Here is a 24,228-nt window from a genome sequence, read left to right on the forward strand (position 1 = left end):
GGCGTGGTCCGCAGTCCGGGCGGGGTCCCGCCGGTCGGGCGTGCGTCGGGCCATGACGGCTCCCGTCAGGAACGCGTCCCGGTCCGCCGGCGGGAGCCGAACGCGCCGAAACCGGCCGCCACGGCCGCCGCCACCAGGCCACCCACCAGCAGCAGCGTGCCGGTGTCCCGGCCCTCGTCCGCCGTGCCGCCGGCACCCGTGTTCGGGCCCTTGCTCGGCTGCGCCATGTTCAGCACGGTGAGCGTGGTGGTCGCGGTGCCGCCGTTGGGGCAGCGCAGCTCGACGGAGTAGTCGCCGGGCTGCTTGTTGCCGGGGATGGTGACCGCCCCGGTCAGGAAGCCGTTGTTCGGCCGGAGCATCACCCGCCCGAACGCGTCGGACTGCACGTCGGCCTGGCGGTTGTTGTCGTTGTCGCAGCTCGCCCGGATGTCGACCCGGGTGCCGGCCTGCGCGCTGTTCGGGGTGACCTCGATGAAGGTGTTCTCTCCGGCCCGGGCCGGCGCGCCAGCGGCCAGGACGAACGCCCCGAGCACGCCGAGCACGGTCAGCACGGCCCGTACGGTCAGCATGGCCCGCACGGCGTGCGTGGCCGAAACGACGCGGTGTGACGCGCTGAGCCCCCGCATTGTTCCCCCCTCCCGGTGCCGGGCACCGGAATCCTCCCCGGGACAAGTCCGCCCTGCATTCCCCCTGCCGGCGCGGCAAACCCGCCGCGTGGAGGCGCGGCGGGTGGTGAGGCGTTAGTAAGGGGCCCTTTCTATACAGAAAGCGTTAACAAGGTGCCCTTCCTTACAGGCGGGCGACCGGGTGCCAGGCGAGGGGGGTGGAGAGGACCATGGTGCTCGACGGCTGGCCGTACGGGGCGAGCCGGTCGATCACCCGCTCGAAGTCCCCGATCGAGCCGGCCGCGACCCGGAGCATGCTGCACGCGTCCCCGGTGATCCGGTGGATCTCCATGATCTCCGGCCAGCCCGCGACGTCCGGGTCGTTGAGGATGCACCGCGACCCGTAACAGGACATTCGGATCAGGGCGACCACCGTGCGGCCGGCCCGGGTCAGGTCGACATGGGCGTGGTAGCCGGTGATCACCCCCGACTCCTCCAGCCGGCGGACCCGCTCGGCCACGGCCGGCGGCGACAGGTGCACCCGGCGGGACAGCTCACTGAACGAGAGCCGGGCGTCGGCCTGGAGTTCGCGCAGCAGCGCCCAGTCCATGTCGTCCACGCGCGATCTTCCTCTCCGAAACCCCGAAGGGCAGTTCGCCTTTGCCTCGGCAGGTCGAAGGCCGGCAGTGCCGTCGAATCGGCATTCCGTTTCGCGTCTCGACCGGGGCACCATGACGTTACCCGGCTCATAGAGGAGACGACAGGTGAAGCAGACGGACCTGCGGGCGCCCGCGCTGGCCGCGGCGGTCCGTCCGGCGACCCCGCAGCAGCGGGCGGCCCGGGCGGCCCGCAACGGCGGCGAACCGACCCTGGACTTCGCCGATCGGGTGCCCTACGACGCGTACGTGCACGCCAGCACCCTGCACCGGCTGCAACAGCCGCTCAGCGACGACCCGGGCGAGATGTCCTTCCTGGTGGTCAGCCAGATCATGGAGCTGTACTTCGGGCTGGCCCGCCACGAGCTGCGCGAGGCCCAGCGTTGCCTGCGCGCCGACCGGGTCTGGGACGCCCTGGCCCCGCTGCGCCGCGCGGCCCTGCACCTGGAGGGGCTCAACGCGGCCTGGAAGGGGCTGCGCTGGATGACCCCGGCCGACTTCAACCGGTTCCGCAACCTGCTCGGCGAGGGCTCGGGCTTCCAGTCGGCGATGTACCGGCACCTGGAGTTCACCCTCGGCCTGCGCGACCCGGCCCTGATCCGGCCGTTCCGCCGGCAGGCCGAGGTGCACGCCGACCTGCGCGCCACGCTCGCCACCCCGAGCCTGTGGGACGAGGTGATCGCCCTGCTGGCCCGACGCGGCTTCGAGGTGCCGGCCGAGGTGCTCGGGCGGGACGTCGCCGAGGAGCACCGGCCGCACCCGGCCGTGGAGGCCGCCTGGGTCGCCGTCTACGACGACGAGGGGCCGGGCGTCGACGGGCCGGCCGGCGCGCGGGGCCCGGGCAACGAGCTCCGGCTGCTCGGCGAGGCGCTGGCCGAGGTGGCCGAGCAGTTCGGCGACTGGCGGTGGAACCACGTCAAGGCGGTGCAGCGCACCATGGGCGCGAAGGTCGGCAGCGGCGGCTCGGCCGGGCTGGCCTGGTTGCAGCGCAGCATGTCCCGGGTGGTCTTCCCGGAGCTGTGGTCGGCCCGGACGGCGATGTGAGCGGGGAGGGCACGATGACCGCCGCGGAGAGCGAGGCGCACCGGCTCGACAAGGCCGACCCCGGGCACCGGCACCTGTTCCACGTGCCGCCGGCCGACGGCGGGCGCTACCCGCAGGCCGCGTACCTGGCCGGCAACTCGCTCGGCCTGCAACCCCGGGCCACCCGCGCCGAGCTGCTGGCCGACCTGGACGCGTGGGGCCGGCTCGGCGTCGAGGGGCACCTGGAGGCGGAGCGGCCCTGGCTGGCGTACCACGAGTTGTTGACCGGGCCGGTCGCTCGACTGGTCGGCGCCCGGCCCACGGAGGCCGTGGTGATGAACTCCCTCACCGTCAACCTGCACCTGCTGATGGTCAGCTTCTACCGGCCGGCGGGGCGGCGCACCCGGATCGTCATCGAGGACAGCGCCTTCCCCTCGGACAGCTACGCGGTGCGCAGCCAGGCCCGCTTCCACGGCCTCGACCCGGACGCCACGGTGCTCCGGCTGCGCCCGCGCCCCGGCGAGGACGCCCTGCGCACCGCCGACGTGGTGGACCTTCTGGCCGCCGAGGGCGACACGATCGCGTTGGCGCTCCTCGGCGGGGTGAACTACCTCACCGGCGAGCTACTGGACATCCCGGCGATCACCGCCGCCGGCCGGGCCGCCGGGGCGGTCGTCGGCTGGGACCTGGCGCACGCGGCCGGCAACGTGCCCCTAGCGCTGCACGACTGGGGCGTCGACTTCGCCGCCTGGTGTTCCTACAAGTACCTGAACTCGGGGCCGGGCGCGCTGGCCGGCGTCTTCGTCCACGAGCGCCACCTCGGCCGGCCCGACCTGCCCCGCTTCGAGGGCTGGTGGAGCACCGAGGCGGCCACCCGGTTCGAGATGGCCCCGACCTCCCGGCCCCCGGCGACCGTGGAGGCGTGGCAGGTGTCCAACCCGCCGATTCTCGCCATGGGCCCGGTGCGCACGTCGCTGGAGCTGTTCGACGCCGTTGGGATGCCGGCGCTGCGGGAGCGCAGCGTCCGGCTCACCGGGTACCTTGAGCGGCTGCTCGACGAGGTGACCACCGACCGTCCGCTGCGGGTGGTCACCCCCCGCGACCCGGCCCGCCGGGGCTGCCAGCTCTCGGTGCGCATCGAAACGGGCAGCGCCGGCGAGCTGACCAAGCGGCTGCGGCACGAGCACGGGGTGATCGCCGACGCCCGGGAGCCGGACGTCGTCCGGTTCGCCCCGGTGCCGCTGTACTCGACGTACCACGACTGCTGGCGGGTCGCAGACGCGCTGGCCGCGACGGTTGCGGAGGTGACCCGGTGAATCCCCGACAGGACGAGATCGCCGTCGTCGGCGCCGGACTCGCCGGCTGCCTACTGGCCTGCTTCCTGGCCCGGCGCGGCTACCGGGTGGCGCTCTACGAGCGGCGGGGCGACCCGCGCACCGGTCGGGTCGAGCGGGGCCGCTCGATCAACCTGGCGCTGTCCGAGCGCGGGCTCGACGCGCTGCGCCGCATCGGCCTGGCCGAGGAGGTGCTGGCCGACGCGCTGCCGATGCGCGGGCGCATGATCCACCCGGTGATGGGGGAGCCGAGTTTCCAGTCGTACAGCGCCGCCGGGGACCGGGCGATCAACTCGATCAGCCGGGGCGCGCTCAACAACGCCCTGCTCACCGCCGCCACCACGCTGCCCGGGGTGCGGGTCGCGTTCGACCACCGGCTCGTCGGGCTCGACCCGGCCACCGGGGAGCTGACCTTCGAGACGCCGCAGGGCAAGGTCACGGCCGTCGCGCCGGTCGTCCTCGGCGCCGACGGGGCCGGCTCCGCCGTGCGTGGGCAACTGCTCGCGCACGGGGTGCTGGACGAGAGCCTCGACTTCCTCGACTACGGCTACAAGGAGTTGACCATCCCGCCGGACGGCGGGGAGTTCGCCCTCGACCCGGCGGCCCTGCACATCTGGCCGCGCGGCACGTCGATGATGATCGCCTTGCCGAACCCGGACCGCTCCTTCACCTGCACGTTGTTCTGGCCCACCCACGGCACGGCGAGCTTCGCCTCGTTGACCAGCCCGGCGGCGATCGAGCGGCACTTCGCCACCCACTACCCGGACCTGGTGCCGCTGGCACCGAACCTGGTCGACGACTACCAGCACAACCCGGTCGGCGTGCTCGGCACCGTCCGCTGCGCCCCGTGGCAGGCGAACGGCCGGGTCGGGCTGCTCGGCGACGCCGCGCACGCCATCGTGCCGTTCTACGGCCAGGGCGCGAACTGCGCGTTCGAGGACGTGGTGGAGCTGGACCGCTGCCTCGACGAGTGCGCCGACGACTGGGCGGCGGCCCTGCCGCTGTTCCAGGCGCGGCGGCGCGACGACGCCGAGGCGATCGCCCGGATGGCGCTGGCCAACTTCGTGGAGATGCGCGACAAGGTGGCCTCCCCGGTCTTCCAGGCCCGCCGCCGCCTCGACCACGCGCTGGAACGGGCGTTGCCCGGCCGGTACGTCTCCCAGTACGAGCTGGTCTCCTTCTCCACCACCCCGTACGCCCAGGTGCGTCGGCGGGTCCGCCGACAGCAGGCGGCGCTCGGCGCGGCGGCCGCTGGGGCGGCGTTGGTGGCCGGCGCCGTCGGTGCGGCCGTGGCCGCCGGTGCGGTGGCGCTGCTGGCGGGGGCGGTCGAGGCGGCCCGGGGGCGGCGGCGATGAGCGTGAGCTGGGACCCGGGACTCATGGCCGGGCGGGCGGCCGGCGACCCGGGGCTGCTGCGGCACTTCGTCGGCGGGGAGTTCGTCGACGCGGGGCGGCGTTTCACCAAGCGCAGCCCGGTGACCGGGGAGCCGGTCTTCGAGGTGGTCGAGGCCGACCGGTCGACGATCGACGACGCGGTGGCCGCCGCCCGGGCGGCGCTGCGCGGGCCGTGGGGCCGGATGGGGGAGCGGGACCGCGCCGAGGTGCTGCGCCGGGTCGCCGACGAACTGGAACGCCGCTTCGACGACCTGGTCACCGCCGAGGTCGCCGACACCGGCAAGTCCATCAGCCAGGCCCGGACGCTGGATGTCCCCCGGGGCGCGGCGAACTTCCGGGCGTTCGCGGAGATCGTGGCGACCGCGCCGACCGAGTCGTTCACCACCGTCACCCCGACCGGCGGCCGGGCGCTGAACTACGCCGTGCGCAAGCCGGTCGGCGTGGTCGCCGTGATCGTCCCGTGGAACCTGCCGCTGCTGCTGCTCACCTGGAAGGTCGCCCCGGCCCTGGCCTGCGGCAACGCTGTGGTGGTCAAGCCCAGCGAGGAGACCCCCGCCTCGGCGACCCTGCTCGCGGAGGTGATGGCCGCCGCCGGGGTGCCCGCCGGGGTGTTCAACCTGGTGCACGGCTTCGGCCCCGACTCGGCCGGGGAGTTCCTCACCCGCCACCCGGGGGTGGACGCGATCACCTTCACCGGCGAGTCCGCCACCGGCGGGGCGATCATGCGGGCCGCCGCCGACGGGGTGAAGGCCGTCTCGTTCGAGCTGGGCGGCAAGAACGCCGGCCTGGTCTTCGCCGACGCCGACCTCGACGCGGCCGTCGGCGGGTCGGTGCGGTCCAGCTTCACCAACGGCGGCCAGGTGTGCCTGTGCACGGAGCGGATCTACGTGCAGCGCCCGGTGTTCGACGAGTTCGTCGAGCGGCTGGCGAAGGCGGCCGACGCGCTCGCGTACGGGTGGCCGGCAGACGAGGCCACCGTCAACATGCCGCTGATCTCCCGGCAGCACCGGGACAAGGTGCTTGGCCATCACGACCTGGCCCGCGCCGAGGGCGCGCAGTTCCGGGCCGGCGGCGGCACGCCCACCTTCGGCGACGCCCGCGACGGCGGCGCGTACGTGCGGCCGACCGTGCTCACCGGCCTCGGCCCCGACGCCCGCACCAACCGCGAGGAGATCTTCGGCCCGGTGGTGCACGTCGCCCCGTTCGATACCGAGGAGGAGGCGTACGCGCTGGCCAACGGCACGGAGTACGGCCTCGCCGCGACCGTGTGGACGCGGGACGTGGGCCGGGCGCACCGGGCCGGGGCCCGGCTCGACGCCGGCATCGTCTGGGTCAACACCTGGTTCCTGCGGGATCTGCGCACCCCGTTCGGCGGGGTCAAGGCGTCCGGAATCGGCCGCGAGGGCGGCGTGCACTCCCTGAACTTCTACTCCGAACTCACCAACGTCTGCGTGGACCTCTCATGATCGATATCGATGCCGCCGTCCGGGAGCTGACCGAGGCCCGGGAGAGCGGCAAGACCTGCCCGCCGCTGCGCGGCCGACTGCTGCCGGAGGGGGACGTCGCCTCGGCGTACCTCGTGCAGCAGCGCCAGGTGCGGGCCTGGCACGGCCGGGGCGAGCGCCGGGTGGGCGCGAAGATCGGCCTGACCTCCCGGGCCGTGCAGGAGAACCTCGGCGTGTACGAGCCGGACTTCGGGGTGCTGACCGACGCGATGGCCGTCGCCGACGGCGACGAGGTGCCGATCGGGCGGCTGCTCCAGCCCCGGGTGGAGGCGGAGATCGCGTTCGTGCTCGGCACGGACCTCACCGCTGGGCAACCCACCACTGTCGACCTGGTCCGGGCCGTCGACCACGTGCTGCCGGCCATCGAGATCGTCGATTCGCGGATCGCCGGCTGGGACATCTCGATCGTGGACACCGTCGCCGACAACGCCTCCAGCGCGCTGTTCGTGCTTGGCACCGCGCCGCGCCGGCTCGCCGACGTGGACCTGCGGCTGTGCGGGATGGTGCTGGAGCACGCGGGGGAACCAGTCTCGGTCGGGGCGGGGGCGGCCTGCCTCGGCAACCCGCTGCACGCCCTCGGCTGGCTCGCCGGCACCCTCGTCCGCGCCGGGGACCCACTGCGCGCCGGTGACGTGGTGCTCTCCGGCGCGCTCGGGCCGATGGTGCCGGTGACGCCCGGCGCGGCGTACGAGGCGCGGATCTCCGGGCTCGGCTCGGTGCGAACCTGCTTCAGCGAGGAGAACTGATGATCGGGGTGGACACCGCCGGCATCGCGGCGAAGCTGGGCGAGGCGGCCGACACCGCCACCGCGATCGGCCAGCTCGCCGCCGAGACCGGCCTGGACGTCGACGGCGCGTACGCGGTGCAGACCGCCCTCGTGCAGCGCCGGCTCGACCGGGGTGAGCGCCTCGTCGGACTGAAGATGGGGCTGACCAGCCGGGCGAAGATGGCCCAGGTCGGCGTCGACGAGGTGATCTGGGGCCGGCTCACCGACGCGATGCGGCTGCCCGACGGCGGCACGGTCGCCGTCGGCGACTTCATCCACCCCCGGGTCGAGCCGGAGGTGGCGTTCCTGCTGGACCGGGTGCCCGAGCCGGGCGAGCCCGTCGGGTCGTTCGCCGACGCGGTGCGCGCCGTGGCCCCGGCGATCGAGCTGATCGACTCCCGGTACGCGAACTTCACCTTCTCCCTGCCGGACGTGATCGCCGACAACACCTCGGCGGCGGCGTTCGCGATCGGGCCGTGGTCGCCGGTGCCGGACGGGCTGGACAACCTCGGCGTGCTGCTGGAGGTCGACGGGCGCGTCGCGCAGGTCGGCTCGACCGCGGCGATCCTCGGCGACCCGCGCCGCGCGCTGGACGAGGGGCTGCGGCTCGCCGGCCGGCACGGGGTGCGGCTGCGCTCCGGCTGGGTCTTCCTCGCCGGGGCCGCCACCGCCGCCGTGCCGCTGCGCCGGGGCGCGCACGTGCGGGCCGTGGTCGAGAAGCTCGGCGTCGCCTCGCTGCGGGCCGCGTCGTGACCGCCCGGACGGTGGCCGGCAGGGCCGTGCCACGCGGAGCGTTCCCACACGTCAAGGTCGCGGGCGGTTTCGTCTTCGTCTCCGGTACGTCGTCGCGGCGGCCCGACAACACGTTCGCCGGCGTCGCCGTGGACGAGTTCGGCACCACCGACCTCGACATCCGGGAGCAGACGCGGGCCGTCATCGGCAACGTCCGGGACCTGCTGCGGTCGGTCGGCGCGGACCTGACCGACCTGGTGCAGGTCACCTCGTACCTGGTCAACATGAACGACTTCGGGGGCTACAACGAGGTGTGGGCGGAGTTCTTCGACGCCACCGGGCCGACCCGGACCACGGTGGCCGTGCACCAACTACCGCACCCGCACCTGCTGATCGAGATGCAGGCCGTGGCGCTTCTTCCGTCGGGAGGTCAGTCGTGAGTGAGATCGCCGAGCCGTTCAGCTTCCCCGGCTGGATCGCGGAGAACCAGCACCTGCTGAAGCCCCCGGTGGGCAACAAGGAGATGTTCCCCGGCGGCGACGACTTCATCGTGATGGTGGTCGGCGGACCCAACCAGCGCACCGACTTCCACGTCGACCCGTACGAGGAGTTCTTCTACCAGGTCAAGGGCAACATGCACATCAACCTGATGACGCCCGAGGGGCCGCGCACCGTGCACGTGCGCGAGGGGCAGATGTGGATGCTGCCGCGCGACACGCCGCACTCGCCGCAGCGCCCCGAGCCCGGCTCGATCGGCGTGGTCGTCGAGCGGGTCCGCGAGGAGGGCACGCTGGAGAAGTTCCAGTGGTACTGCCCGCAGTGCGGGGAGAAGGTGCACGAGGTGCAGTTGCAGGTCCGCGACATCGCCGCCGACCTGCCCCCGGTCTTCGGCGCGTTCTACGCCGACGAGGCCGCCCGCACCTGCGGCAACTGCGGCGCGCTGCACCCGGGCAAGGGCTGATGGCCGGGCCCACCGCGCGGGCACCCGTCGTCGACGTGCACACGCACGTCGTACCGAAGGGATGGCCGGACCTCGGCGCGGCGTGCGGCGGGTCCGGCTGGCCCTGGCTGCGGGTCGACTCCGAGCGGGCCGCCATGATCATGGTGGGGGAGACGGAGTTCCGGCCGGTCGGCGCGGAGTGCTGGGACGCGCCGACCCGGCTGGCCGACATGGCCGCAGACGGAGTCGACGTGCAGGTGGTGTCCCCGACGCCGGTCTTCTTCGGCTACGACCGCCCCGCCGGCCAGGCGGCGCGGGTGGCCCGGATCTTCAACGACCTGACCCTGGAGGTCACGGCCGGCGGCGGGGGCCGGCTCGTGCCGTTCTGCCAGGTGCCGTTGCAGGACCCGGACGCGGCCTGCGCGGAGCTGGACCGCTGCCTCGCCGCCGGGCACGTCGGGGTGGAGATCGGCAACCACGTCGGCGACCGGGACCTCGACGACGCTGGCGTGGTCACCTTCCTCCAGCACTGCGCGCGCGTCGGCGCGCCGGTCTTCGTGCACCCGTGGGACATGCCGGACGGCCCCCGGCTGGACCGGTGGATGGCCCGCTGGCTGACCGGGATGCCCGCCGAGACGCACCTGTCCGTGCTGGCGATGATCCTTGGCGGGGTTTTCGACCGGGTGCCGGCGTCGCTGCGGATCTGCTTCGCCCACGGCGGCGGCAGCTTCCCGTTCTGGCTGGGCCGGGCCGACAACGCCTGGCACCGCCGGGGCGACCTGGTCCGGGGCGCGTCCGCCGCCCCGCCGAGCGCGTACGTCGACCGGTTCTGCGTCGACTCGGTGGTGTTCGCCCCGGCGGCGCTGCGGCTGCTGGTCGACACGATGGGCGAGGACCGGGTGCTGGTCGGCAGCGACTACCCGTACCCGCTGGGGGAACGCCCGGCGGGGCGGGTGGTCCGCGAGGCCGACTTCCTCACCGCCGGGCAGCGCGCCAAGCTGCTCTCCGCCAACGCCCTGCGCTTCCTCGGCATGTCGATGTCGCTGCATATGGACCGACCGAGTTACCCCGCTGGTGAAGGCTGTCGTCGATCCTGATGACGAGCTGCTCGAGCGCGCCCGGCGCGAGCTGGGCACCAAGAGCAATCGCGAGCTGGGCACCAAGAGCAACAAGGACACGATCCACGCCCGGTTGTGTCGGGCGGCCGGGCGGGTCGGGGTCGGGCAGGATGGCGGGGTGGCCGAGCTGCACGACCTGACCGCCCTGGAGCAGGGTGCCGCGATCGCACGCGGCGAGTGCTCCAGCGTCGGCCTCGTCGAGCACCACCTGGCCCGGCTCGACGCGCTCGGCGACACCGTCGGCGCGTTCGTCACCGTCACCAGCGAGCCGGCCCGGCAGGCCGCCCGCGCCGCCGACGCCGCCCCCGCCGAGGGGCGCGGCCCGCTGCACGGCGTGCCGACCGCGTTCAAGGACCTGACGCTGACCGCCGGGGTGCGCACCACCCTCGGCTCGGCCGCCTTCGCCGACCTGGTGCCCCCGCTCGACGCCGACGTGGTCCGGCTCATCCGCGCCGCCGGGCTGGTCAGCCTCGGCAAGACCACCACCAGTGAGCTGGGCTGCTCGCTCTACTCCGAGGGCCTCGTCGCGCCGCCGGCCCGCAACCCGTGGGACCTGGCGTACACGGCCGGCGGGTCCAGCGGCGGGGCGGCGGCAGCGGTCGCGGCCGGGCTGGTCCCCGTCGCGCAGGGCTCCGACGGCGGCGGCTCGCTGCGCATCCCCGCCTCGCTGTGCGGCCTCGTCGGCTACAAGCCGAGCCGGGGCACGGTCCCCGGCGGGCCGCTGGGCTTCGGCGCGTTCGGCCTGCCGATCAACGGCCCGTTGGGGCGTACCGTCGCCGACGTCGCCGCGCTGCTCGACGTCATGGCGGTGCCGGTGTCCGGCGAGCCCTACCTGCCGCCGCCCGCGCCCGACGGGGGCTACCTCGGCGCGGCCCGGCGGGCGGCGCCCGGCCGGCTGCGGATCGGCCGGTTCACCACACCGATGCTCGCCGAGCAGCCGGTCCACCCCGACTGCGTGGCCGCCGTCGACACCGCCGCAGCGCTGCTCACCACGGCCGGGCACGAGGTGGTCGAGGTCCCCGCGCCGTTCGGCCCCGAAGTGTGGCCGCTGTTCGAGATCGTCTGGTACGTCCTGGCGCTCGTCCCCGTCCCGCCAGAGCGGGAGAGCCGACTGCTGCCGCTGACCCGGTTTCTGCGCTCCCGGGGTGCGGAGATCTCCGCCGGCACCCTGATGAGCACCCTCGGCGAGCTCCAGGTGCAGGTGCGCCGGGGCGTCCGTCGCACCGCCGGTTGCGACCTGCTGCTCTGCCCGACCCTCGCCGCGCCACAGGCGCCCGTGGGCTGGTTCAGCGCCGACGGCGACCCGGAGCGCGATTTCGACCGGCAACGGCGGTTCTCGCCGTACTGCGCGATCTTCAACGCGACGGGAGAACCGTCCGTTTCCCTGCCGCTGGGGCGCACCGCCGAGGGGCTGCCCGTCGGTGTTCTGCTCACCGGCCGGTACGGTGCCGACGCCACCCTGATCGCCGTCGCCGCGCAGCTCGAGCACGCCAGCGGCGGGTGGGATCACCACCCCGCAATCTGGCGGGCCGTGGCCTCCGCTAACGTGAATGCAAGCGGAGTCGGCGAGCCGATGTCATGATCGTTCAACCGACCCGGAAGTCCTGGTCTCTCTTTCCGCCTGGGGGCGTTGGGATTGTCTGTTACCGAGACTCTGCTGATCTTCGTCGGCATCCCGGCGGCCGTGGTGCTGGTGATCACCGCGCTGGCGTTCGCCGGCGGCCGGTCCTCCGGTGGCGGCGCCAAGCGCTACCGGCCGGGCCGGCCCTTCGACTTCACTCCGGTCTGGTTCCTGGGCCGTCCGGAGCAGCTGGCCGAGTCGGCCGGCACCGCGCTGGCCGCGGGCGCGCAGACGCCGGCGCTGACCAGCCACAAGCTTGACCGGGCCGGCGTCGAGGCGCCGGCCGGTGGAACCGGAGGCGCAAGTGACCGTTGGTGAGAAGCAGGCCGAGGCGGGGACCCCGCCCGAGGTGCTGGACGGGCCGTTCTCGACCCGCCAGCTACTGCGCATCGACGAGGCGCTCCGCCTGGCCGACCAGGGGACCGGGCTGGTCTTCTCGGTCTACGTCGGCGGGCTCGACGAGCCGATCCGCGCGCACGCCCAGCGGCTGCACCGGCAGCTCGCCGATCCCGACCGGTCGGTCCTGATCGCGGTGTCGCCCAACCAGCGGCAACTGGAGATCGTCACCGGGCGGCACGCCCGCAAGCGCATCCCCGACACGTACGCGAAGCTGGCCGCGCTCTCCATGGTCGCGGCCTTCGGCGGCGGCGACCTGGCCGGCGGCATCATCATCGGCCTCGACCAGCTCGCCAGCCACGCCGGCAAGGCGTAAGGAAGGGCCCCTTCCCAACGTCTACGGTCGAGAAGGGCACCCTTCTCACCACCGCACGGCGAGTTGACCACCGCACGACGACGCCCGGCCCGCGACAGCGGGCCGGGCGTCGGTGCGTTCGGCGGTGCCGGTGGCGTCAGCGGGGCCAGGCACCTCACGCCACCGGAACGGACGGGGCCGGCGCTGGACTCGCGTCCACGCGCCGGCTCCAGGCAGCCCCAAGCAGCCTCTCGGCAGCCCCAGGCAGCCCCACCGCGGTCCCAGGCGGCCCCAGGCAGTCTCAGGCGCTGCGGGCGTCCCGCTCGCGGGCCTTCAGCGCGCGCACGACGGCGTCGCGGCCCTCGGCGACCAGCCGCCGCAGCGACGCCGGCTTGTCGCCAGCGGCGGCCAGCCACGCGTCCGTCGCGGCCACCGTGTCTTCCGAGACCTGCTGGGTCGGGTACGCAAGCTGCACGAACTCCTGCGCCGGCTCGCTGTCGCGCTGCGCCCAGACCTGGTCCACCACGTCGAAGTAGCGCTCCCGGTACGGGGCGACCAGTTCCGCCTGCACCGCCGGGGCGAACCCCTGCAACAGTGCCCGGTTGCGCCAGTTCGGCAGCGCGTCGGGGCCGGTGAGCTGCGCCCAGACGGCCGCCTTGTTCTCCGGAGTCGGCACCAGCGCGTGCGCGTACGCGGCCTCCCGTTCACCGCTGGCGGTGCGGTCGCCGGCCAGCTCCGCCTCGATCTCCGCCGGGCCGCCGACGCCCTTGCTCACCAGCGACTGGAGGATCACCCAGCGCAGCTCGGTGTCGATGGCCAGCCCGTCCGGCACGTTTACGCCGCCCAGCCAGCCCCGGACGGTGGCCAGGTCCTCCGTCGAGCGGGATGCCTGCACGTACGTCCGCGCCCAGGCGAGCTGGAGCCCGCTGCCCGGCTTCGCGGCGGCCAGCGTCGCCTTCGCGGTGCGGGCCAGCTCGGCCCAGCCGGTCGGGGCCCAGGCCGGGTCGGCGTACAGGTTGAGGGTGGTGACCACCGACTGCCGCAGGGTGGCGGTGACCAGGTTGATGTCGGTCTCGGCGGGCAGCCCGGCCACCACCAGCGCCAGGTAGTCGCGGGCCGACAGCTCGGCGTCGCGGACCATGTCCCACGCCGCCATCCAGCACAGGGCGCGCGCCAGCGACGACTCGAACCCGGCGATGTGCTGCACCACCGTGGCCATCGACCGCTCGTCGAGGCGCAGCTTCGTGTACGTCAGGTCGTCGTCGTTGAGCAGCAGCACGTCGGCGGCCCGCACCCCGTGCAGCTCGGCCAGCTCGGTCAGCTCGCCGGTCACGTCGACCTCGATCCGGTCGCGGCGGACCAGCCGGCCGCCGGCCAGGTCGTACAGGCCCACGCCGATGCGGTGCGTGCGCAACGTCGGGTGCCCCGACGGCGCTTCCTGCCGCACCACGACCCGCTCGTAGCTGCCGTCGGCGCCGATCGTCACCTCGGGGCGCAGCGTGTTGACCTGCGCGGTCTCCAGCCACTGGGCGGCGAACTTGCGCAGCTCCCGGCCCGAGGCCGTCTCCAGATCCGACAGCAGGTCGTCGAAGGTGGCGTTGCCCCAGGCGTGCTTGCCGAAGTACGCCCGCAACCCGGCCAGGAACGGCTCCTCGCCGACGTACGCGACGAGCTGCTTGAGCACGCTCGCGCCCTTGGCGTACGTGATGCCGTCGAAGTTGACCTCGACGGCCTCCAGGTCCGGCATCTCGCAGTAGACCGGGTGGGTGGAGGAGAGCTGGTCCTGCCGGTAGCCCCAGTTCTTCCGGATGGACAGGAACGTCGTCCAGGCGTCGGAGAACCGGGTGGCGTTGGCGTTGCACCAGTGGCTGGCCCATTCGGCGAACGACTCGTTGAGCCACAGGTCGTTCCACCAGCGCATGGTGACCAGGTCACCGAACCACATGTGGGCCAGCTCGTGCAGGATCGTGTTGGCCCGCTGCTCGTACTCGAAGTCGGTGACCTGGGAGCGGAAGATGTAGTGCGACTCGGCGTGCGTGACGCAGCCGAAGTTCTCCATCGCCCCGGCGTTGAAGTCCGGCACCCAGAGCTGGTCGTACTTCGGCAGCGGGTAGCGCACCCCGAACTGCTCGTGGAAGAAGTCGAAGCCCTGCTTGGTGACCAGGAACAGGTCGTCGGCGTCCAGGTGCCGCGCCATCGACGCGCGGCAGTAGACCCCCAGGTCGATGCCGTCGTGGCTGTCCCGCACCTCGTGGTACGGGCCGGCGCAGAGCGCGGTGATGTACGTGCTCATCCGCGCCGAGGAGACGAAGTGGACCGTCTTGAGCCCCTCGCCGGCCGGCTCGTCGCGCTCCACCGGCATGTTGGACACCACCCGCCAGTGCTCCGGGACGGTGGCGTGCCAGGTGTAGACGCTCTTCAGGTCGGGCTGGTCGAAGCAGGCGAAGGCTTTCTGCGCGTCGGCCGTCTCGAACTGGCTGTAGAGGTAGGTCTCGCCGTCCACCGGGTCGACCGTGCGGTGCAGGCCCTGCCCGCTGTTGGAGTACGCGAAGTCGGCGTCCACCACGAGGGTGTTCTCGGCGGCCAGGCCGGGCAGCGCCAGCCCCTTCTCCGCCGACCAGTCCGCCAGGTCGACCGGTACGCCGTTCAGGGTGGCCGACCTGATCGACTCGGCGGCGGCCTCGATGAAGGTGCTCGCACCCGGCTCGGCGCAGCGGAACCGGACCTCGGTCACCGATCGGAAGGTGCGTCCGTCGGCCGCCTGCACGGCGGTCGACAGGTCCAGACTGATGTCGTACCCGGTCACCTCAAGCAGGCGGGCCCGCTCGGTGGCCTCGACCTGGGTCAGGTTGCGCACTCCCGGCACTGTTCGTCTCCATCCCATTCTCGCCGTGCGCCGCCGCGGCGCCAGCCGACCGTCCGCTCGTGGCGACCGGTTCCGATCCGAGTCTTCCACGCGAGGGCACCTCGCGGTGGTTGAGCTCACGCTCTCATTCCGCTACCGGTCGCCGGTTGCTGGGGTGAGGATCGGGGGACGAGGAGCGGTGTCCAGGCCCTCCCGTCGCGAAGGGAACCTCACGTGACCGGTGCCACTGTCGACATGTGGTTCGACCCCATCTGCCCCTGGGCGTGGGTCACCTCCCGCTGGCTGCTGGAGGTGGAGCAGGTCCGCGACGTGGACATCCGTTTCCACGTGATGAGCCTGTCGGTGCTCAACGAGGGCCGTGACCTGCCCGAGCAGTACCAGCAGCTCATGCAGGCCGGCTGGGGCCCGGTGCGGGTGTGCGTCGCGGTGGAGCAGCAGCACGGCCCCGACGCCGTCCGCGCGCTCTACACCGCCCTGGGCACCCGCATCCACCCCGGCAGGGAGGAACTGGGCCGGGACCTGTACGTGGCCGCGCTCGCCGACGCCGGGCTGGGCCCGGAGCTGGCCGACGCCGCCGACGGCACCGCCTACGACGAGGCGCTGCGGGCCAGCCACGAGGCCGGTATGCGGCCGGTCGGCCAGGACGTGGGCACGCCGGTGATCCACGCCCCCGGCCCCGACGGCTCGCCGGTGGCGTTCTTCGGCCCGGTGGTCACCCCGTGCCCGAAGGGGGAGGCCGCCGGCCGGCTCTGGGACGGCGTCCTGCTGGTCGCCGGCACGCCCGGCTTCTACGAGCTGAAGCGCTCGCGCGAGGTCGACGCGACCTTCGGATAGGAACGAGGAAGGGCCCTACCAACGCCTCCGGTGGAGTGGAGAAGGGGCGCCCTTCTCACCCCCCTCTGGTCGCGCGCCGCCCGGCGCGCGACCAGAGGGCCCCGTTCATCTGGTGGACGTTGTTTGGGGTCGGGTGCCCGGCGTAACCGTGCGACGGTAGCGTCAGCGGACATGACGGTCGTGCATCCGATCGCCCGGGCCTGGATCACCACTGGCGGCACCGGCGCGCAGAACTACGACGAGTTCGCCGACGATGCGGAGATCACCGCGATCATCGAGGCGAACCCGCACAGTGCCCTCGGCATCGAGATGCCCCACCGGGCGCCGGAGAGCCTGGGCAAGTCGTTCCTCGACGCGCTCCCCGACGCGGCGACCCGGCTCGCCGAGGCGAAGGCCGACGGCAGCTACACCCCCGCCGAGCAGGTCGTGGTCCTCTACCGGATCAGCGCGCCGGGGGAGGAGACCGCGTACGGGCTGTTCGCCATGGTCGACACCGACCAGATCTCCACCAGCGCCGACGAGCCGGGTCTGGTCATCCGCAACGAGGACGTCTTCATCTCGAAGGTCCGGGAGCGGGTCGCCCTCGCCGAGGCGCTCGGGCACCTGCTCTCGCCCGTACTGCTGCTCCAGACCGGCCGGGGCGACGAGCTGCACGCCGCGCTCGCGGCGGCGACCGAGGCGGCCGGGGTGCCCGCCGCGACCGACATCGACCAGGCCGGGCGCACGCACGCCGTCTGGCTGCTCGGCCCCGGCCCCGAGCAGGACGCGCTGACCGCGCTCGCCGGTGGTGGCGAGCTGGTGGTCGCCGACGGCAACCACCGCAGCCTCGCCGCCCAGACCGGCGGTCTGCCCCGATTCCTGGCCGTGGTGACCACCCCCGCGTCGGTCGCCATCCAGCCCTACAATCGGCTGGTCAGCGAGCTGACCGTCACCCCGGCCGAGCTGGTCGACCGGCTTTGCGCCGCCGGGGCCGAGGTCGCCCCGATCGACGGCCCGGTCGAGGTCCCGGCGGCCGGCGGCACCGTCGCGCTCCGGCTCCCCGACCAGGGGTACGCGGTGCGCCTGCCGCGCGTCGACGGGGGCCCGCTGGAGAACCTCGACCACGCCTTGGTCGAGCGGGTGCTGCTGCGTGACGCGCTCGGCCTCGACCCCGGCGACAAGCGGATCACGTACGTCGGCGGCGACTACCCGGCGAGCTGGCTGACCGGCGAGGTCGACGCGGGCCGGGCCGAGCTGGCCGTGCTGATCGCCCCGGTCACCGTGGACGACTTCGTCGCGGTGAACCTGGCCCGGGAGAAGATGCCGCGCAAGAGCACCTGGTTCACCCCGAAGGCCCGCGGCGGCCTGGTGGTAGCCGAGCTGCTCCGCTGACCGGCTCGTCCACCCCCGCCGACCAGCACCTGTGTGACGAAATCGGCTCCGCGCCGCCGCCCGCGCGGCGGCGCGGAAACGGGCCTGACAGACTGCGCGGTATGCGCGTCTATCTGGGATCCGATCACGCCGGTTTCGAGCTGAAGGTGCACCTGGCCAGCCACCTCGCCAAGCAGGGGTACGAGGTGGTCGACGTCGGGCCGCACGTCTTCGACCCGGACGACGACTACCCGGTGTTCTGCCTGCACGCCGGCACCCGCGTGGTCGCCGACCCGGGCAGCCTCGGCGTGGTCATCGGCGGTTCGGGCAACGGCGAGCAGATCGCCGCCAACAAGGTCGCCGGCGTCCGGGCGGCGCTGGCCTGGAACATCGACACCGCCCAGCTCGGCCGGGAGCACAACGACGCGAACGTGGTGGCCGTCGGCGCCCGCCAGCACACCCTGGACGAGGCGACCGCCATCGTCGAGGCGTTCCTCACCACGTCGTTCTCCGGCAACCCCCGGCACGCCCGCCGCATCGACCAGGTCGCCGCGTACGAGCAGAGCCGCGAGCTGCCCGAACTGCCCTGACCACCGGGAGGACCCGCCCCGCTCAGCGACCGTTGCGGGGCAGGTCCTCCCGGGGCACCCAGTTGCGCCGGACGACGACCATTCGGGCCTCCGCCTCGGCCAGGTCCTCCTCGGTCGGCCGGGCGGCGTCCCGGGCCCGCATCGCCGCCCGGGGCCCCACCTGCGAGGAGCCGGGGCCGACCAGGCCCCGCAGGCCCCGCTCGCCGCCGTCCCGGTCGTCCGCGCCGGGGGCGGGCCGGCGGCGTGGCGGCTCGGCCACCACGTCCTGCACCTCGGCCGGCACGGCCGCAGGGGCCTCGCCGTCAAAGTGGTGCCTCAGCCGGCGTCGACGTCGCTCCGCGTCACCCATCCGTCGACCGTACCCGCCCCGGGCCGGTCCCCGCGCCCGCCGCAGGCCACGCGGCGGCCCCGTCAGAAGACACCCATCCCGGCCGGGGCCCGGTGCCAGGAGAAGGCCGGGCCGGCGGCGGCGAGCGCGCCGGGGCGCAGCTCGGCGACCCGCCCGGCGTCGGCGAGCGCGGTGAGCCCGACCCCGCCCAGGTACAGCTCGCCGAGCGCCCGCACGTCGCACGCCAGGTCGGCCGGCGCGTCGGCGGGCACGCAGCGGGCACCGTCGGGGCCGCCGGTCAGCCGCCAGCGCCCCGCGTTCTCCGGCAGCAACTCGTCGGTCACCTCGACCACCACGTCGACGGTGGCGGCGTACCGGCGGGCGGCGAGGGCGGCGGGCACGTCCACCACTCGCAGCCACAGCGCGTCGGCCACCCGGGTCTCCAGCCGGCGCGGCTCGTCGACCAGGCGCGGCAGCGGATCGTCCACCGGGCCCTGGTAGAAGAGCCGGCGGGTCAGGTCGACCGAGAGCAGCAGCCGCCACAGCGCCAGGGCGGCCGTCGCGTTCTCAACCACCAGCTCCTCGACGAGGGTCACGCCGTGCGGGCCTGCGGCGTCTCGACCGCGTCGGGTGCGCCACAGCGCGTACCCGTCGACCCCGCCGTCGGGGGCCTCGTGCAGCAGTACCCGCAGTTCCGTCGCGCCGTCCCGCTCGCCGGGCGGGTCGCCGAGCACGTACCGCCACCACCTGTCGTCCCGGTCCGACCAGCCGGGGCGCTCGGCGCGCTGCCGGTCGTACAACCGGGCCAGCTCGGCCCGCCGCGCCGCCGGGCGGTCCAGGCGCAGCCGGCCCTCGGCGGAGGTCGGGGCGGGCAGCCGCAGCTCGGTGGTGGCGCAATCGACGGTGAGCCGCTGGGCGGCGAGGCCGTAGCCGAACCGGGGGTAGATGCGGCCCTCGCTGGCCCAGAGCACGGCCACCGGCTCCCGGCCGGCGTCGCGGACCTCGCGTAGCTGCCGGCGCATGAGCCGGGTGAGCAGGCCGCGGCGGCGGTGGGTCGGCAGCACCGCGACCATGGTCACGTGGGCGGCCGGCACGCCCGCCCCCGGCACGGTCAGCTCCCGGGTGTACGCCCCGGCGGACGCGACGAGCTCCGCACCGTCGTGGATCACCAGGCTGCGCTCCGGCTCGAAGACGCTCTGCTCGGCCGCGCGCGACGCGGGGCCGATGGCGGTGTGGAACGCGATCTCGAACAGATGCGCCAGCTCGTCGAAGTCGCCGGCCCGGCCGACGGTGATCGGCAGCGCAGTATCCGTCATCGCACGTGTCTATCCCATACCGCGCGCACAGGCGAGCGGATTTGTCGGCTCGTTACCCTCGGAGATGGCGGGCCGGCGACGCCGGCATCGGTCAGGGGAGGACACGAGATGGCAGACCAGACACAGCCGTGGGCGGAGCGCACGGTCGAGGTGTCGCCGCAGCCGGGTGTCGGGGTGCCGCCGCAGCCCGACGCCTTCCGCCGGGGCGTGGCATCCGTCGGCCAGCGGCGCACGCCGCGTACCGAGCAGTTCCCCACCGTCGAGCACGACGGCCACGACGGCCACGACGGCCACGGCGGCCATTGGGCCGGCGTGTCGGCGCCCCGTCGGCCGCTGAGCTGGCACCTGACCCAACTGCGGGTCGGCGGCGAGTGGAGCGCCGCCGGAGCCCTCTTCGCTTTCGTCTGCTGGGGCATCTGGGCCATCTCCGGGCGGGGCAACCTGGGCGCGCCGGTGCTCACCTTCCTGCTGAGCCTGCTGGTCGCCGCAGGCCTGTTCGGGCTGTCCCGGCTGCTCGGCCGGGTGATCTGGGAGCGGCAGCTCGGGCGGGTCCGGCGCAGCGCGCGGGGCGCCCACCTGGTGACGGCGGTCTTCCTGGTCGGCCTGGGGGTCGCCTACCTCCAGCAGACCGAGTGGGTGGTCTCCGCCTGGAACTGGGTCACCGGCAACTGAATCCGGTGCGCCCGGGCGGCCGGCGGTTAGCCGGACGCCCGGGCGTCGCCGTCGCGGCCCGCGCGACGCCGGTCGTTCCTCACCAGGCCGGCACCGCTTACCCGCCCGGCGGGCCTTCATCCGCCCCGGACGGGCCCGGTTGCGACGGTTGCGGGGCGGCGACCCGGCGGCCCCGCCGCCGGCCGGCCGCCGACCGACCGGCCCGCCGTTCGGCGACCCGAGGGGTACGTCCGGCGCACCGGAGGCGATCGACCGTCGTGCCGCCCCGCCGCGCGCGGCGAGCATGGCGGGGTGGGCGCGTATCGAGCAGCGTACGAGCGGAGCATCGCCGACCCGACCGGCTTCTGGCGGGACGCGGCGGCGGAGATCGACTGGCACCGGGCGCCCCGGCGGATCCTCGACGACAGCCGGGCCCCGCTGTACCGCTGGTTCCCCGACGGGGAGCTGAACACCTGCCACAACGCCCTGGACCGGCACGTGGCGGCGGGGCGGGGCGACCAGCCGGCGCTGATCCACGACAGCCCGGTCACGGGCACCAGCCGCACGTACACGTACGGGGAACTGCGCGACGCGACCGCACGGTTCGCCGGGGCGCTGCGCCGGCTCGGGGTCGACCGGGGCGACCGGGTGCTGCTCTACCTGTCGATGGTCCCGGAGGCGGTGGTCGCCATGCTGGCCTGCGCCCGGATCGGCGCGGTGCACTCCGTGGTGTTCGGCGGCTTCGCCGCGCACGAGCTGGCCGTGCGCATCGACGACGCCCGGCCGAAGGTGGTGGTGGCCACCTCGTGCGGCCTCGAAATGGACCGGATCGTGCCCTACCATCCGATCCTCGGCGCGGCCCTCGCCGAGGCCGACCACGCCCCGCAGCGGTGCGTGATCGTGCAGCGTCCCCAGCATCCCGCCCCGCTGACCCCGGGCCGGGACCTCACCTGGGACGACGCCTGCGACGGCGCGGAGCCCGCCGACTGCGTCCCGGTCGCCGCCACCGACCCGCTCTACGTGCTGTACACCTCCGGCACCACCGGCCGGCCCAAGGGCGTCGTGCGCGACAACGGCGGGCACGCGGTGGCGCTGCGGTGGTCGATGCGCAACGTCTACGACATCGGGCCGGGCGACGTCTTCTGGGCCGCCTCCGACGTCGGCTGGGTGGTCGGCCACTCCTACATCGTGTACGGGCCGCTGCTCACCGGGGCGACCACCGTGCTGTACGAGGGCAAGCCGGTCGGCACCCCGGACGCGGGGGCGTTCTGGCGCGTCGTGTCGCAGCACCGGGTGGCCGCCCTGTTCACCGCCCCCACCGCGATCCGGGCGATCCGCCGGCAGGACCCGGACGGCACCCGCATCGGCCGGTACGACCTGACCAGCCTGCGGGCGCTCTTCCTGGCCGGTGAGCGGCTCGACCCGGACACCTTCGCCTGGGCCGGGGCACGGCTGGGCGTGCCGGTGGTGGACAACTGGTGGCAGACCGAGACGGGCTGGCCGGTGGTGGCGAACCCGCGCGGCCTCGAACCGCTGCCGATCAAGGCCGGTTCGCCCTCGGTGCCGGTCCCCGGCTACGACGTGCGGGTGGTCGACTCGCGCGGCGCGCAGGTGCCGGCGGGCGTCGAGGGCTCGATCGTGATCAGGGTGCCGCTGCCGCCGGGCTGCCTGCCCACGCTCTGGGGCGACGACGAGCGGTACGTCCGGTCGTACCTGAGCACCTTCGACGGCTACTACCTGACCGGCGACGGCGGCCGGTTCGACTCCGACGGCTACCTGTACGTGATGGGCCGCACCGACGACGTGATCAACGTGGCCGGGCACCGGCTCTCCACCGGGGCGATGGAGGAGGTGCTGGCCGGGCACCCGGCGGTGGCCGAGTGCGCCGTGATCGGCGTCGCCGACGAGCTCAAGGGCCAGGTGCCCAGCGGGTACGTGGTGCTCAAGGCCGGCGTCGAGGTGGACCCGGACGTGCTCGCCGCCGAGCTGGTCGCCCTGGTGCGGGAGCGGATCGGCCCGGTCGCCGCGTTCCGCCGGGTGACCGTCGTGCCGGCGCTGCCGAAGACCCGCTCCGGCAAGATCCTGCGCCGCACGATGCGCGGGCTGGTGGAGGGGCGCGACGAGCCCGTGCCGGCCACCATCGACGACCCGGCCACGCTCAGTGTCTTCCGGGACCTGGCCACGGCCGACTGACGTCCGTCCGGCTCCGCCCGCTTCGCACCGGCGGGCGGGGCCGGGCGGCGATCCGCCGGTTGCCGGGGTCTCAGGATCCCGGAGGCCAGATGCCGGGGGCAGGGGTGCCGAGGGCCAGATGCCGGGGGCAGGGTGCCGGGGTCAGGGTGCCGGGGCGAAGCGGTACAGCACGAAGTCCTTCGCCCCGCCGCACAACAGCACACTGGTGTTCCACGAGCAGGACTCGCTCCGGACGTCCTCGGCCCGGCCCAGCTCGACCGGGTCGGGGGAACCGACCGCCAGCCCGGCGAGGCTCCGATCGCCCTCGCTGCCGGTCAGCGGGCCGGCGAAGACCAGCACGTTGCCCGCGTCCAGCCGGATGGCCACCCCGTCCCGGTCGCGCAGCACAACGCCGCCCGCCGGGTCGAACAGCGTCGACGTCGCCTCCGGGTACTGCCGCCGGACAATCAGGTGCTCGCCCACCGGCACCAGCTCCATGGCCCCCGGGGCCGCCCAGCGCTTCGTCCTGGTGCCCTCCGTCGCGGCCACCACCTCGGCGCGGTCCGCTTCGCCGGCCGGCGTCTCCACCAGGCATGCCCGGTGCTTGCCGCAGGCCGCCAGCGCCGTCACCCGACGCCCGTCGTCCGCGCCGCTGTGCAGCACCGTCGGCTCCGCCACCCGGGTCAGGTCGTAGCCGAGCAGCCGGTACCCGCCGGCCCCGGCGTCGTCGACCACGTACAGCCGGTCCTCCCGCGCGACCATCAGGTCGTCGCGGTCGGCCACGCCCGGCCAGATCCGTAGCACCGTGCCCTTGGCCGGGTCGATCAGCCGGGCGGAGCGGTCCGCGCCGATCTGCACGAGCCGGTCGGCCTTCCCCCGCCACGGGTCGCGGGGCGTCCCGTCGGCGTACGCCGGGCCGCCGGCCCCCTCGGCCGTCTCGACGGGCAGCACCGCGCTGCGGGCGTTGCCCGTGGAGTCGCGCGGGTTGTCCTCGTCCCAGACCGGCCGCCCGTCGCGTGTCCGCAGCCCGACGAGCCGGTGCCCGGCGGTGTCGACCAGCACCGCCACGTCCCGCCCGAAGATCACCCGGTCGTCGTCGCCGATGGTCCGCCTCCACCGCTGCTCGCCGGAGGCGGCGTCGAGCACCACCAGCTCGCGGGACGCATCGGCGCCGATCGGGTCGGAGAAGGCCGCCACCGCCCCGGGCAGGGCGACGAGCCCGTCCCATCGCTGTGCCGCCTGCGTGGTCTGCTTCCGCCACCGGACCGCCCCGGTCTCCGCGTCGACCGACACGATCTCCAGCCGGTCGTCCGGCAGTGGGTACGCCGCGTACCCGACGTTGCCGAGCAGCGCGGTGAAGGTTTCGACCGGCCGGTCCTCGCCGGCCGGGACGCGCTCGATCTCGGCCAGGTTCCGGAACTCGAGCGCCGGGTAGCGGTCGCGGGTGAACCACAGTGCGGCCCCGACGCCCACCCCGGCGAGGGCGAGCACCGCGGCCACCGTGATCCACATCCCGCGCCGCCGCGCGGCGGGCGGCGGTGTGGGCGGGGGCGTGCCGGGCCCGCCCCACCCGGTGTCCGGCATCCCGGGGGCGGCGGGCACCCTGGCAGGCAGCCCCGGAGCGCCGCCGGCCAGGGTGGGCGGCGGGCCGCCGCCCACGTCCGGCGTCGACACCCCCGGCGGTACGCCCACCGGCGCTCCCGCTCCCGCCGCCGCTGGTGTTCCCGCTCCCGCTC

General features: G+C 74.3%; 23 protein-coding genes. 17 read left to right on the forward strand and 6 right to left on the reverse strand.

Translation table 11 applies throughout. From position 1 onward, the window contains the following. Positions 1 to 65: 65 nt before the first annotated feature. Positions 66 to 569: a hypothetical protein gene (locus E1258_RS02820; RefSeq protein ID WP_132396518.1), complete on the reverse strand. Its 504-nt coding sequence runs from the start codon at positions 567 to 569 to the stop codon at positions 66 to 68. A 220-nt stretch (positions 570 to 789) separates the two neighbouring features. Beyond that, positions 790 to 1,224 (reverse strand): Lrp/AsnC family transcriptional regulator, encoded by a 435-nt coding sequence (locus E1258_RS02825; RefSeq protein WP_132396520.1) that lies wholly within the window; start codon positions 1,222 to 1,224, stop codon positions 790 to 792. A gap of 145 nt (positions 1,225 to 1,369) precedes the next feature. On the opposite strand from E1258_RS02825, the gene E1258_RS02830 reads away from it, so the two are divergent. The 12 genes from E1258_RS02830 to E1258_RS02885 all read left to right on the forward strand — a co-directional run bounded on the left by E1258_RS02830 (position 1,370) and on the right by E1258_RS02885 (position 12,406). Further along, positions 1,370 to 2,305 carry a tryptophan 2,3-dioxygenase gene (locus E1258_RS02830; RefSeq protein WP_132396522.1) on the forward strand — a complete coding sequence of 312 codons (936 nt, stop codon included), beginning with the start codon at positions 1,370 to 1,372 and terminating at the stop codon, positions 2,303 to 2,305. A gap of 14 nt (positions 2,306 to 2,319) precedes the next feature. Next, entirely contained in the window at positions 2,320 to 3,600 is a 1,281-nt protein-coding gene (gene kynU, locus E1258_RS02835) for a kynureninase (protein ID WP_132396524.1), read from the forward strand. Beyond that, entirely contained in the window at positions 3,597 to 4,973 is a 1,377-nt protein-coding gene (locus E1258_RS02840; RefSeq protein WP_132396526.1) for an NAD(P)/FAD-dependent oxidoreductase, read from the forward strand. The genes kynU and E1258_RS02840 overlap by 4 nt, the downstream gene beginning before the upstream one ends. A 23-nt stretch (positions 4,974 to 4,996) precedes the next feature. After that, complete coding sequence (locus E1258_RS02845; protein WP_132396565.1) at positions 4,997 to 6,478, forward strand: 2-hydroxymuconic semialdehyde dehydrogenase; 1,482 nt, start codon at positions 4,997 to 4,999, stop codon at positions 6,476 to 6,478. Then, positions 6,475 to 7,263, forward strand: a complete 789-nt coding sequence (locus tag E1258_RS02850) for a 2-keto-4-pentenoate hydratase (protein WP_132396528.1) — start codon at positions 6,475 to 6,477, stop codon at positions 7,261 to 7,263. Before E1258_RS02845 ends, E1258_RS02850 begins: the two co-directional genes overlap by 4 nt. Continuing rightward, a complete protein-coding gene (locus E1258_RS02855; protein ID WP_132396530.1) occupies positions 7,263 to 8,036 on the forward strand; it encodes a 2-keto-4-pentenoate hydratase in 774 nt (257 codons plus the stop codon). Before E1258_RS02850 ends, E1258_RS02855 begins: the two co-directional genes overlap by 1 nt. Then, positions 8,033 to 8,455 (forward strand): RidA family protein, encoded by a 423-nt coding sequence (locus E1258_RS02860; protein WP_132396532.1) that lies wholly within the window; start codon positions 8,033 to 8,035, stop codon positions 8,453 to 8,455. Before E1258_RS02855 ends, E1258_RS02860 begins: the two co-directional genes overlap by 4 nt. Then, positions 8,452 to 8,976: a 3-hydroxyanthranilate 3,4-dioxygenase gene (locus E1258_RS02865; RefSeq protein WP_007072554.1), complete on the forward strand. Its 525-nt coding sequence runs from the start codon at positions 8,452 to 8,454 to the stop codon at positions 8,974 to 8,976. The genes E1258_RS02860 and E1258_RS02865 overlap by 4 nt, the downstream gene beginning before the upstream one ends. After that, positions 8,976 to 10,052: an amidohydrolase family protein gene (locus E1258_RS02870; RefSeq protein ID WP_132396534.1), complete on the forward strand. Its 1,077-nt coding sequence runs from the start codon at positions 8,976 to 8,978 to the stop codon at positions 10,050 to 10,052. The genes E1258_RS02865 and E1258_RS02870 overlap by 1 nt, the downstream gene beginning before the upstream one ends. A 139-nt stretch (positions 10,053 to 10,191) precedes the next feature. After that, the gene (locus E1258_RS02875; RefSeq protein ID WP_132396567.1) at positions 10,192 to 11,655 is read left to right on the forward strand and encodes an amidase; all 1,464 of its coding nucleotides are present in this window, start codon (positions 10,192 to 10,194) and stop codon (positions 11,653 to 11,655) included. 72 nt (positions 11,656 to 11,727) lie between these two features. After that, positions 11,728 to 12,012 carry a hypothetical protein gene (locus E1258_RS02880; RefSeq protein ID WP_132396569.1) on the forward strand — a complete coding sequence of 95 codons (285 nt, stop codon included), beginning with the start codon at positions 11,728 to 11,730 and terminating at the stop codon, positions 12,010 to 12,012. After that, on the forward strand, positions 11,999 to 12,406 hold the full coding sequence (locus E1258_RS02885; RefSeq protein ID WP_132396536.1) for a DUF5130 family protein: 408 nt from the start codon (positions 11,999 to 12,001) through the stop codon (positions 12,404 to 12,406). Before E1258_RS02880 ends, E1258_RS02885 begins: the two co-directional genes overlap by 14 nt. Before the next feature lie 280 nt (positions 12,407 to 12,686). Here the strand turns inward: E1258_RS02885 and pepN are convergent, their stop codons facing one another. Beyond that, a complete protein-coding gene (pepN, locus tag E1258_RS02890) occupies positions 12,687 to 15,242 on the reverse strand; it encodes an aminopeptidase N (RefSeq protein WP_132396538.1) in 2,556 nt (851 codons plus the stop codon). A gap of 243 nt (positions 15,243 to 15,485) precedes the next feature. On the opposite strand from pepN, the gene E1258_RS02895 reads away from it, so the two are divergent. From E1258_RS02895 to E1258_RS02905, 3 genes are all read left to right on the forward strand, one after another. Further along, a complete protein-coding gene (locus E1258_RS02895; protein ID WP_132396571.1) occupies positions 15,486 to 16,085 on the forward strand; it encodes a disulfide bond formation protein DsbA in 600 nt (199 codons plus the stop codon). 171 nt (positions 16,086 to 16,256) lie between these two features. After that, entirely contained in the window at positions 16,257 to 17,456 is a 1,200-nt protein-coding gene (locus E1258_RS02900) for a DUF1015 family protein (RefSeq protein WP_132396540.1), read from the forward strand. A gap of 101 nt (positions 17,457 to 17,557) precedes the next feature. After that, positions 17,558 to 18,025, forward strand: coding sequence for a ribose-5-phosphate isomerase (locus E1258_RS02905; protein WP_132396543.1), 468 nt, complete (start codon positions 17,558 to 17,560; stop codon positions 18,023 to 18,025). A gap of 22 nt (positions 18,026 to 18,047) precedes the next feature. On the opposite strand, the gene E1258_RS02910 is transcribed toward E1258_RS02905, so the two are convergent. Both E1258_RS02910 and E1258_RS02915 read right to left on the reverse strand, forming a co-directional pair. Further along, on the reverse strand, positions 18,048 to 18,374 hold the full coding sequence (locus E1258_RS02910) for a hypothetical protein (RefSeq protein ID WP_132396545.1): 327 nt from the start codon (positions 18,372 to 18,374) through the stop codon (positions 18,048 to 18,050). 62 nt (positions 18,375 to 18,436) lie between these two features. After that, entirely contained in the window at positions 18,437 to 19,669 is a 1,233-nt protein-coding gene (locus E1258_RS02915) for a GNAT family N-acetyltransferase (protein WP_132396547.1), read from the reverse strand. A 108-nt stretch (positions 19,670 to 19,777) separates the two neighbouring features. Between E1258_RS02915 and E1258_RS02920 the strand changes: the two genes are divergently transcribed. Then, positions 19,778 to 20,341, forward strand: a complete 564-nt coding sequence (locus tag E1258_RS02920; RefSeq protein ID WP_132396549.1) for a hypothetical protein — start codon at positions 19,778 to 19,780, stop codon at positions 20,339 to 20,341. A 291-nt stretch (positions 20,342 to 20,632) separates the two neighbouring features. Further along, a complete protein-coding gene (locus tag E1258_RS02925) occupies positions 20,633 to 22,513 on the forward strand; it encodes a propionyl-CoA synthetase (protein WP_132396551.1) in 1,881 nt (626 codons plus the stop codon). A 141-nt stretch (positions 22,514 to 22,654) separates the two neighbouring features. On the opposite strand, the gene E1258_RS02930 is transcribed toward E1258_RS02925, so the two are convergent. Next, the coding region (locus tag E1258_RS02930; RefSeq protein WP_207919372.1) for a PQQ-binding-like beta-propeller repeat protein at positions 22,655 to 24,228 on the reverse strand (1,574 nt) is incomplete at its 5' end.

This window comes from Micromonospora sp. KC207, assembly GCF_004348615.1.
Classification (GTDB): Bacteria; Actinomycetota; Actinomycetes; order Mycobacteriales; family Micromonosporaceae; genus Micromonospora.

Excerpts from the sequence above, each read along its gene's own strand:
- E1258_RS02920 (WP_132396549.1), top strand. The coding sequence starts at position 19,778 with ATGGCAGACCAGACACAGCCGTGGGCGGAGCGCACGGTCGAGGTGTCG.
- kynU (WP_132396524.1), top strand. The coding sequence starts at position 2,320 with ATGACCGCCGCGGAGAGCGAGGCGCACCGGCTCGACAAGGCCGACCCC.
- E1258_RS02895 (WP_132396571.1), top strand. The coding sequence starts at position 15,486 with ATGTGGTTCGACCCCATCTGCCCCTGGGCGTGGGTCACCTCCCGCTGG.
- E1258_RS02870 (WP_132396534.1), top strand. The coding sequence starts at position 8,976 with ATGGCCGGGCCCACCGCGCGGGCACCCGTCGTCGACGTGCACACGCAC.
- E1258_RS02845 (WP_132396565.1), top strand. The coding sequence starts at position 4,997 with ATGGCCGGGCGGGCGGCCGGCGACCCGGGGCTGCTGCGGCACTTCGTC.
- E1258_RS02820 (WP_132396518.1), bottom strand. The coding sequence starts at position 569 with ATGCTGACCGTACGGGCCGTGCTGACCGTGCTCGGCGTGCTCGGGGCG.
- E1258_RS02910 (WP_132396545.1), bottom strand. The coding sequence starts at position 18,374 with ATGGGTGACGCGGAGCGACGTCGACGCCGGCTGAGGCACCACTTTGAC.
- E1258_RS02915 (WP_132396547.1), bottom strand. The coding sequence starts at position 19,669 with ATGACGGATACTGCGCTGCCGATCACCGTCGGCCGGGCCGGCGACTTC.
- E1258_RS02900 (WP_132396540.1), top strand. The coding sequence starts at position 16,257 with ATGACGGTCGTGCATCCGATCGCCCGGGCCTGGATCACCACTGGCGGC.
- E1258_RS02850 (WP_132396528.1), top strand. The coding sequence starts at position 6,475 with ATGATCGATATCGATGCCGCCGTCCGGGAGCTGACCGAGGCCCGGGAG.
- E1258_RS02905 (WP_132396543.1), top strand. The coding sequence starts at position 17,558 with ATGCGCGTCTATCTGGGATCCGATCACGCCGGTTTCGAGCTGAAGGTG.
- E1258_RS02855 (WP_132396530.1), top strand. The coding sequence starts at position 7,263 with ATGATCGGGGTGGACACCGCCGGCATCGCGGCGAAGCTGGGCGAGGCG.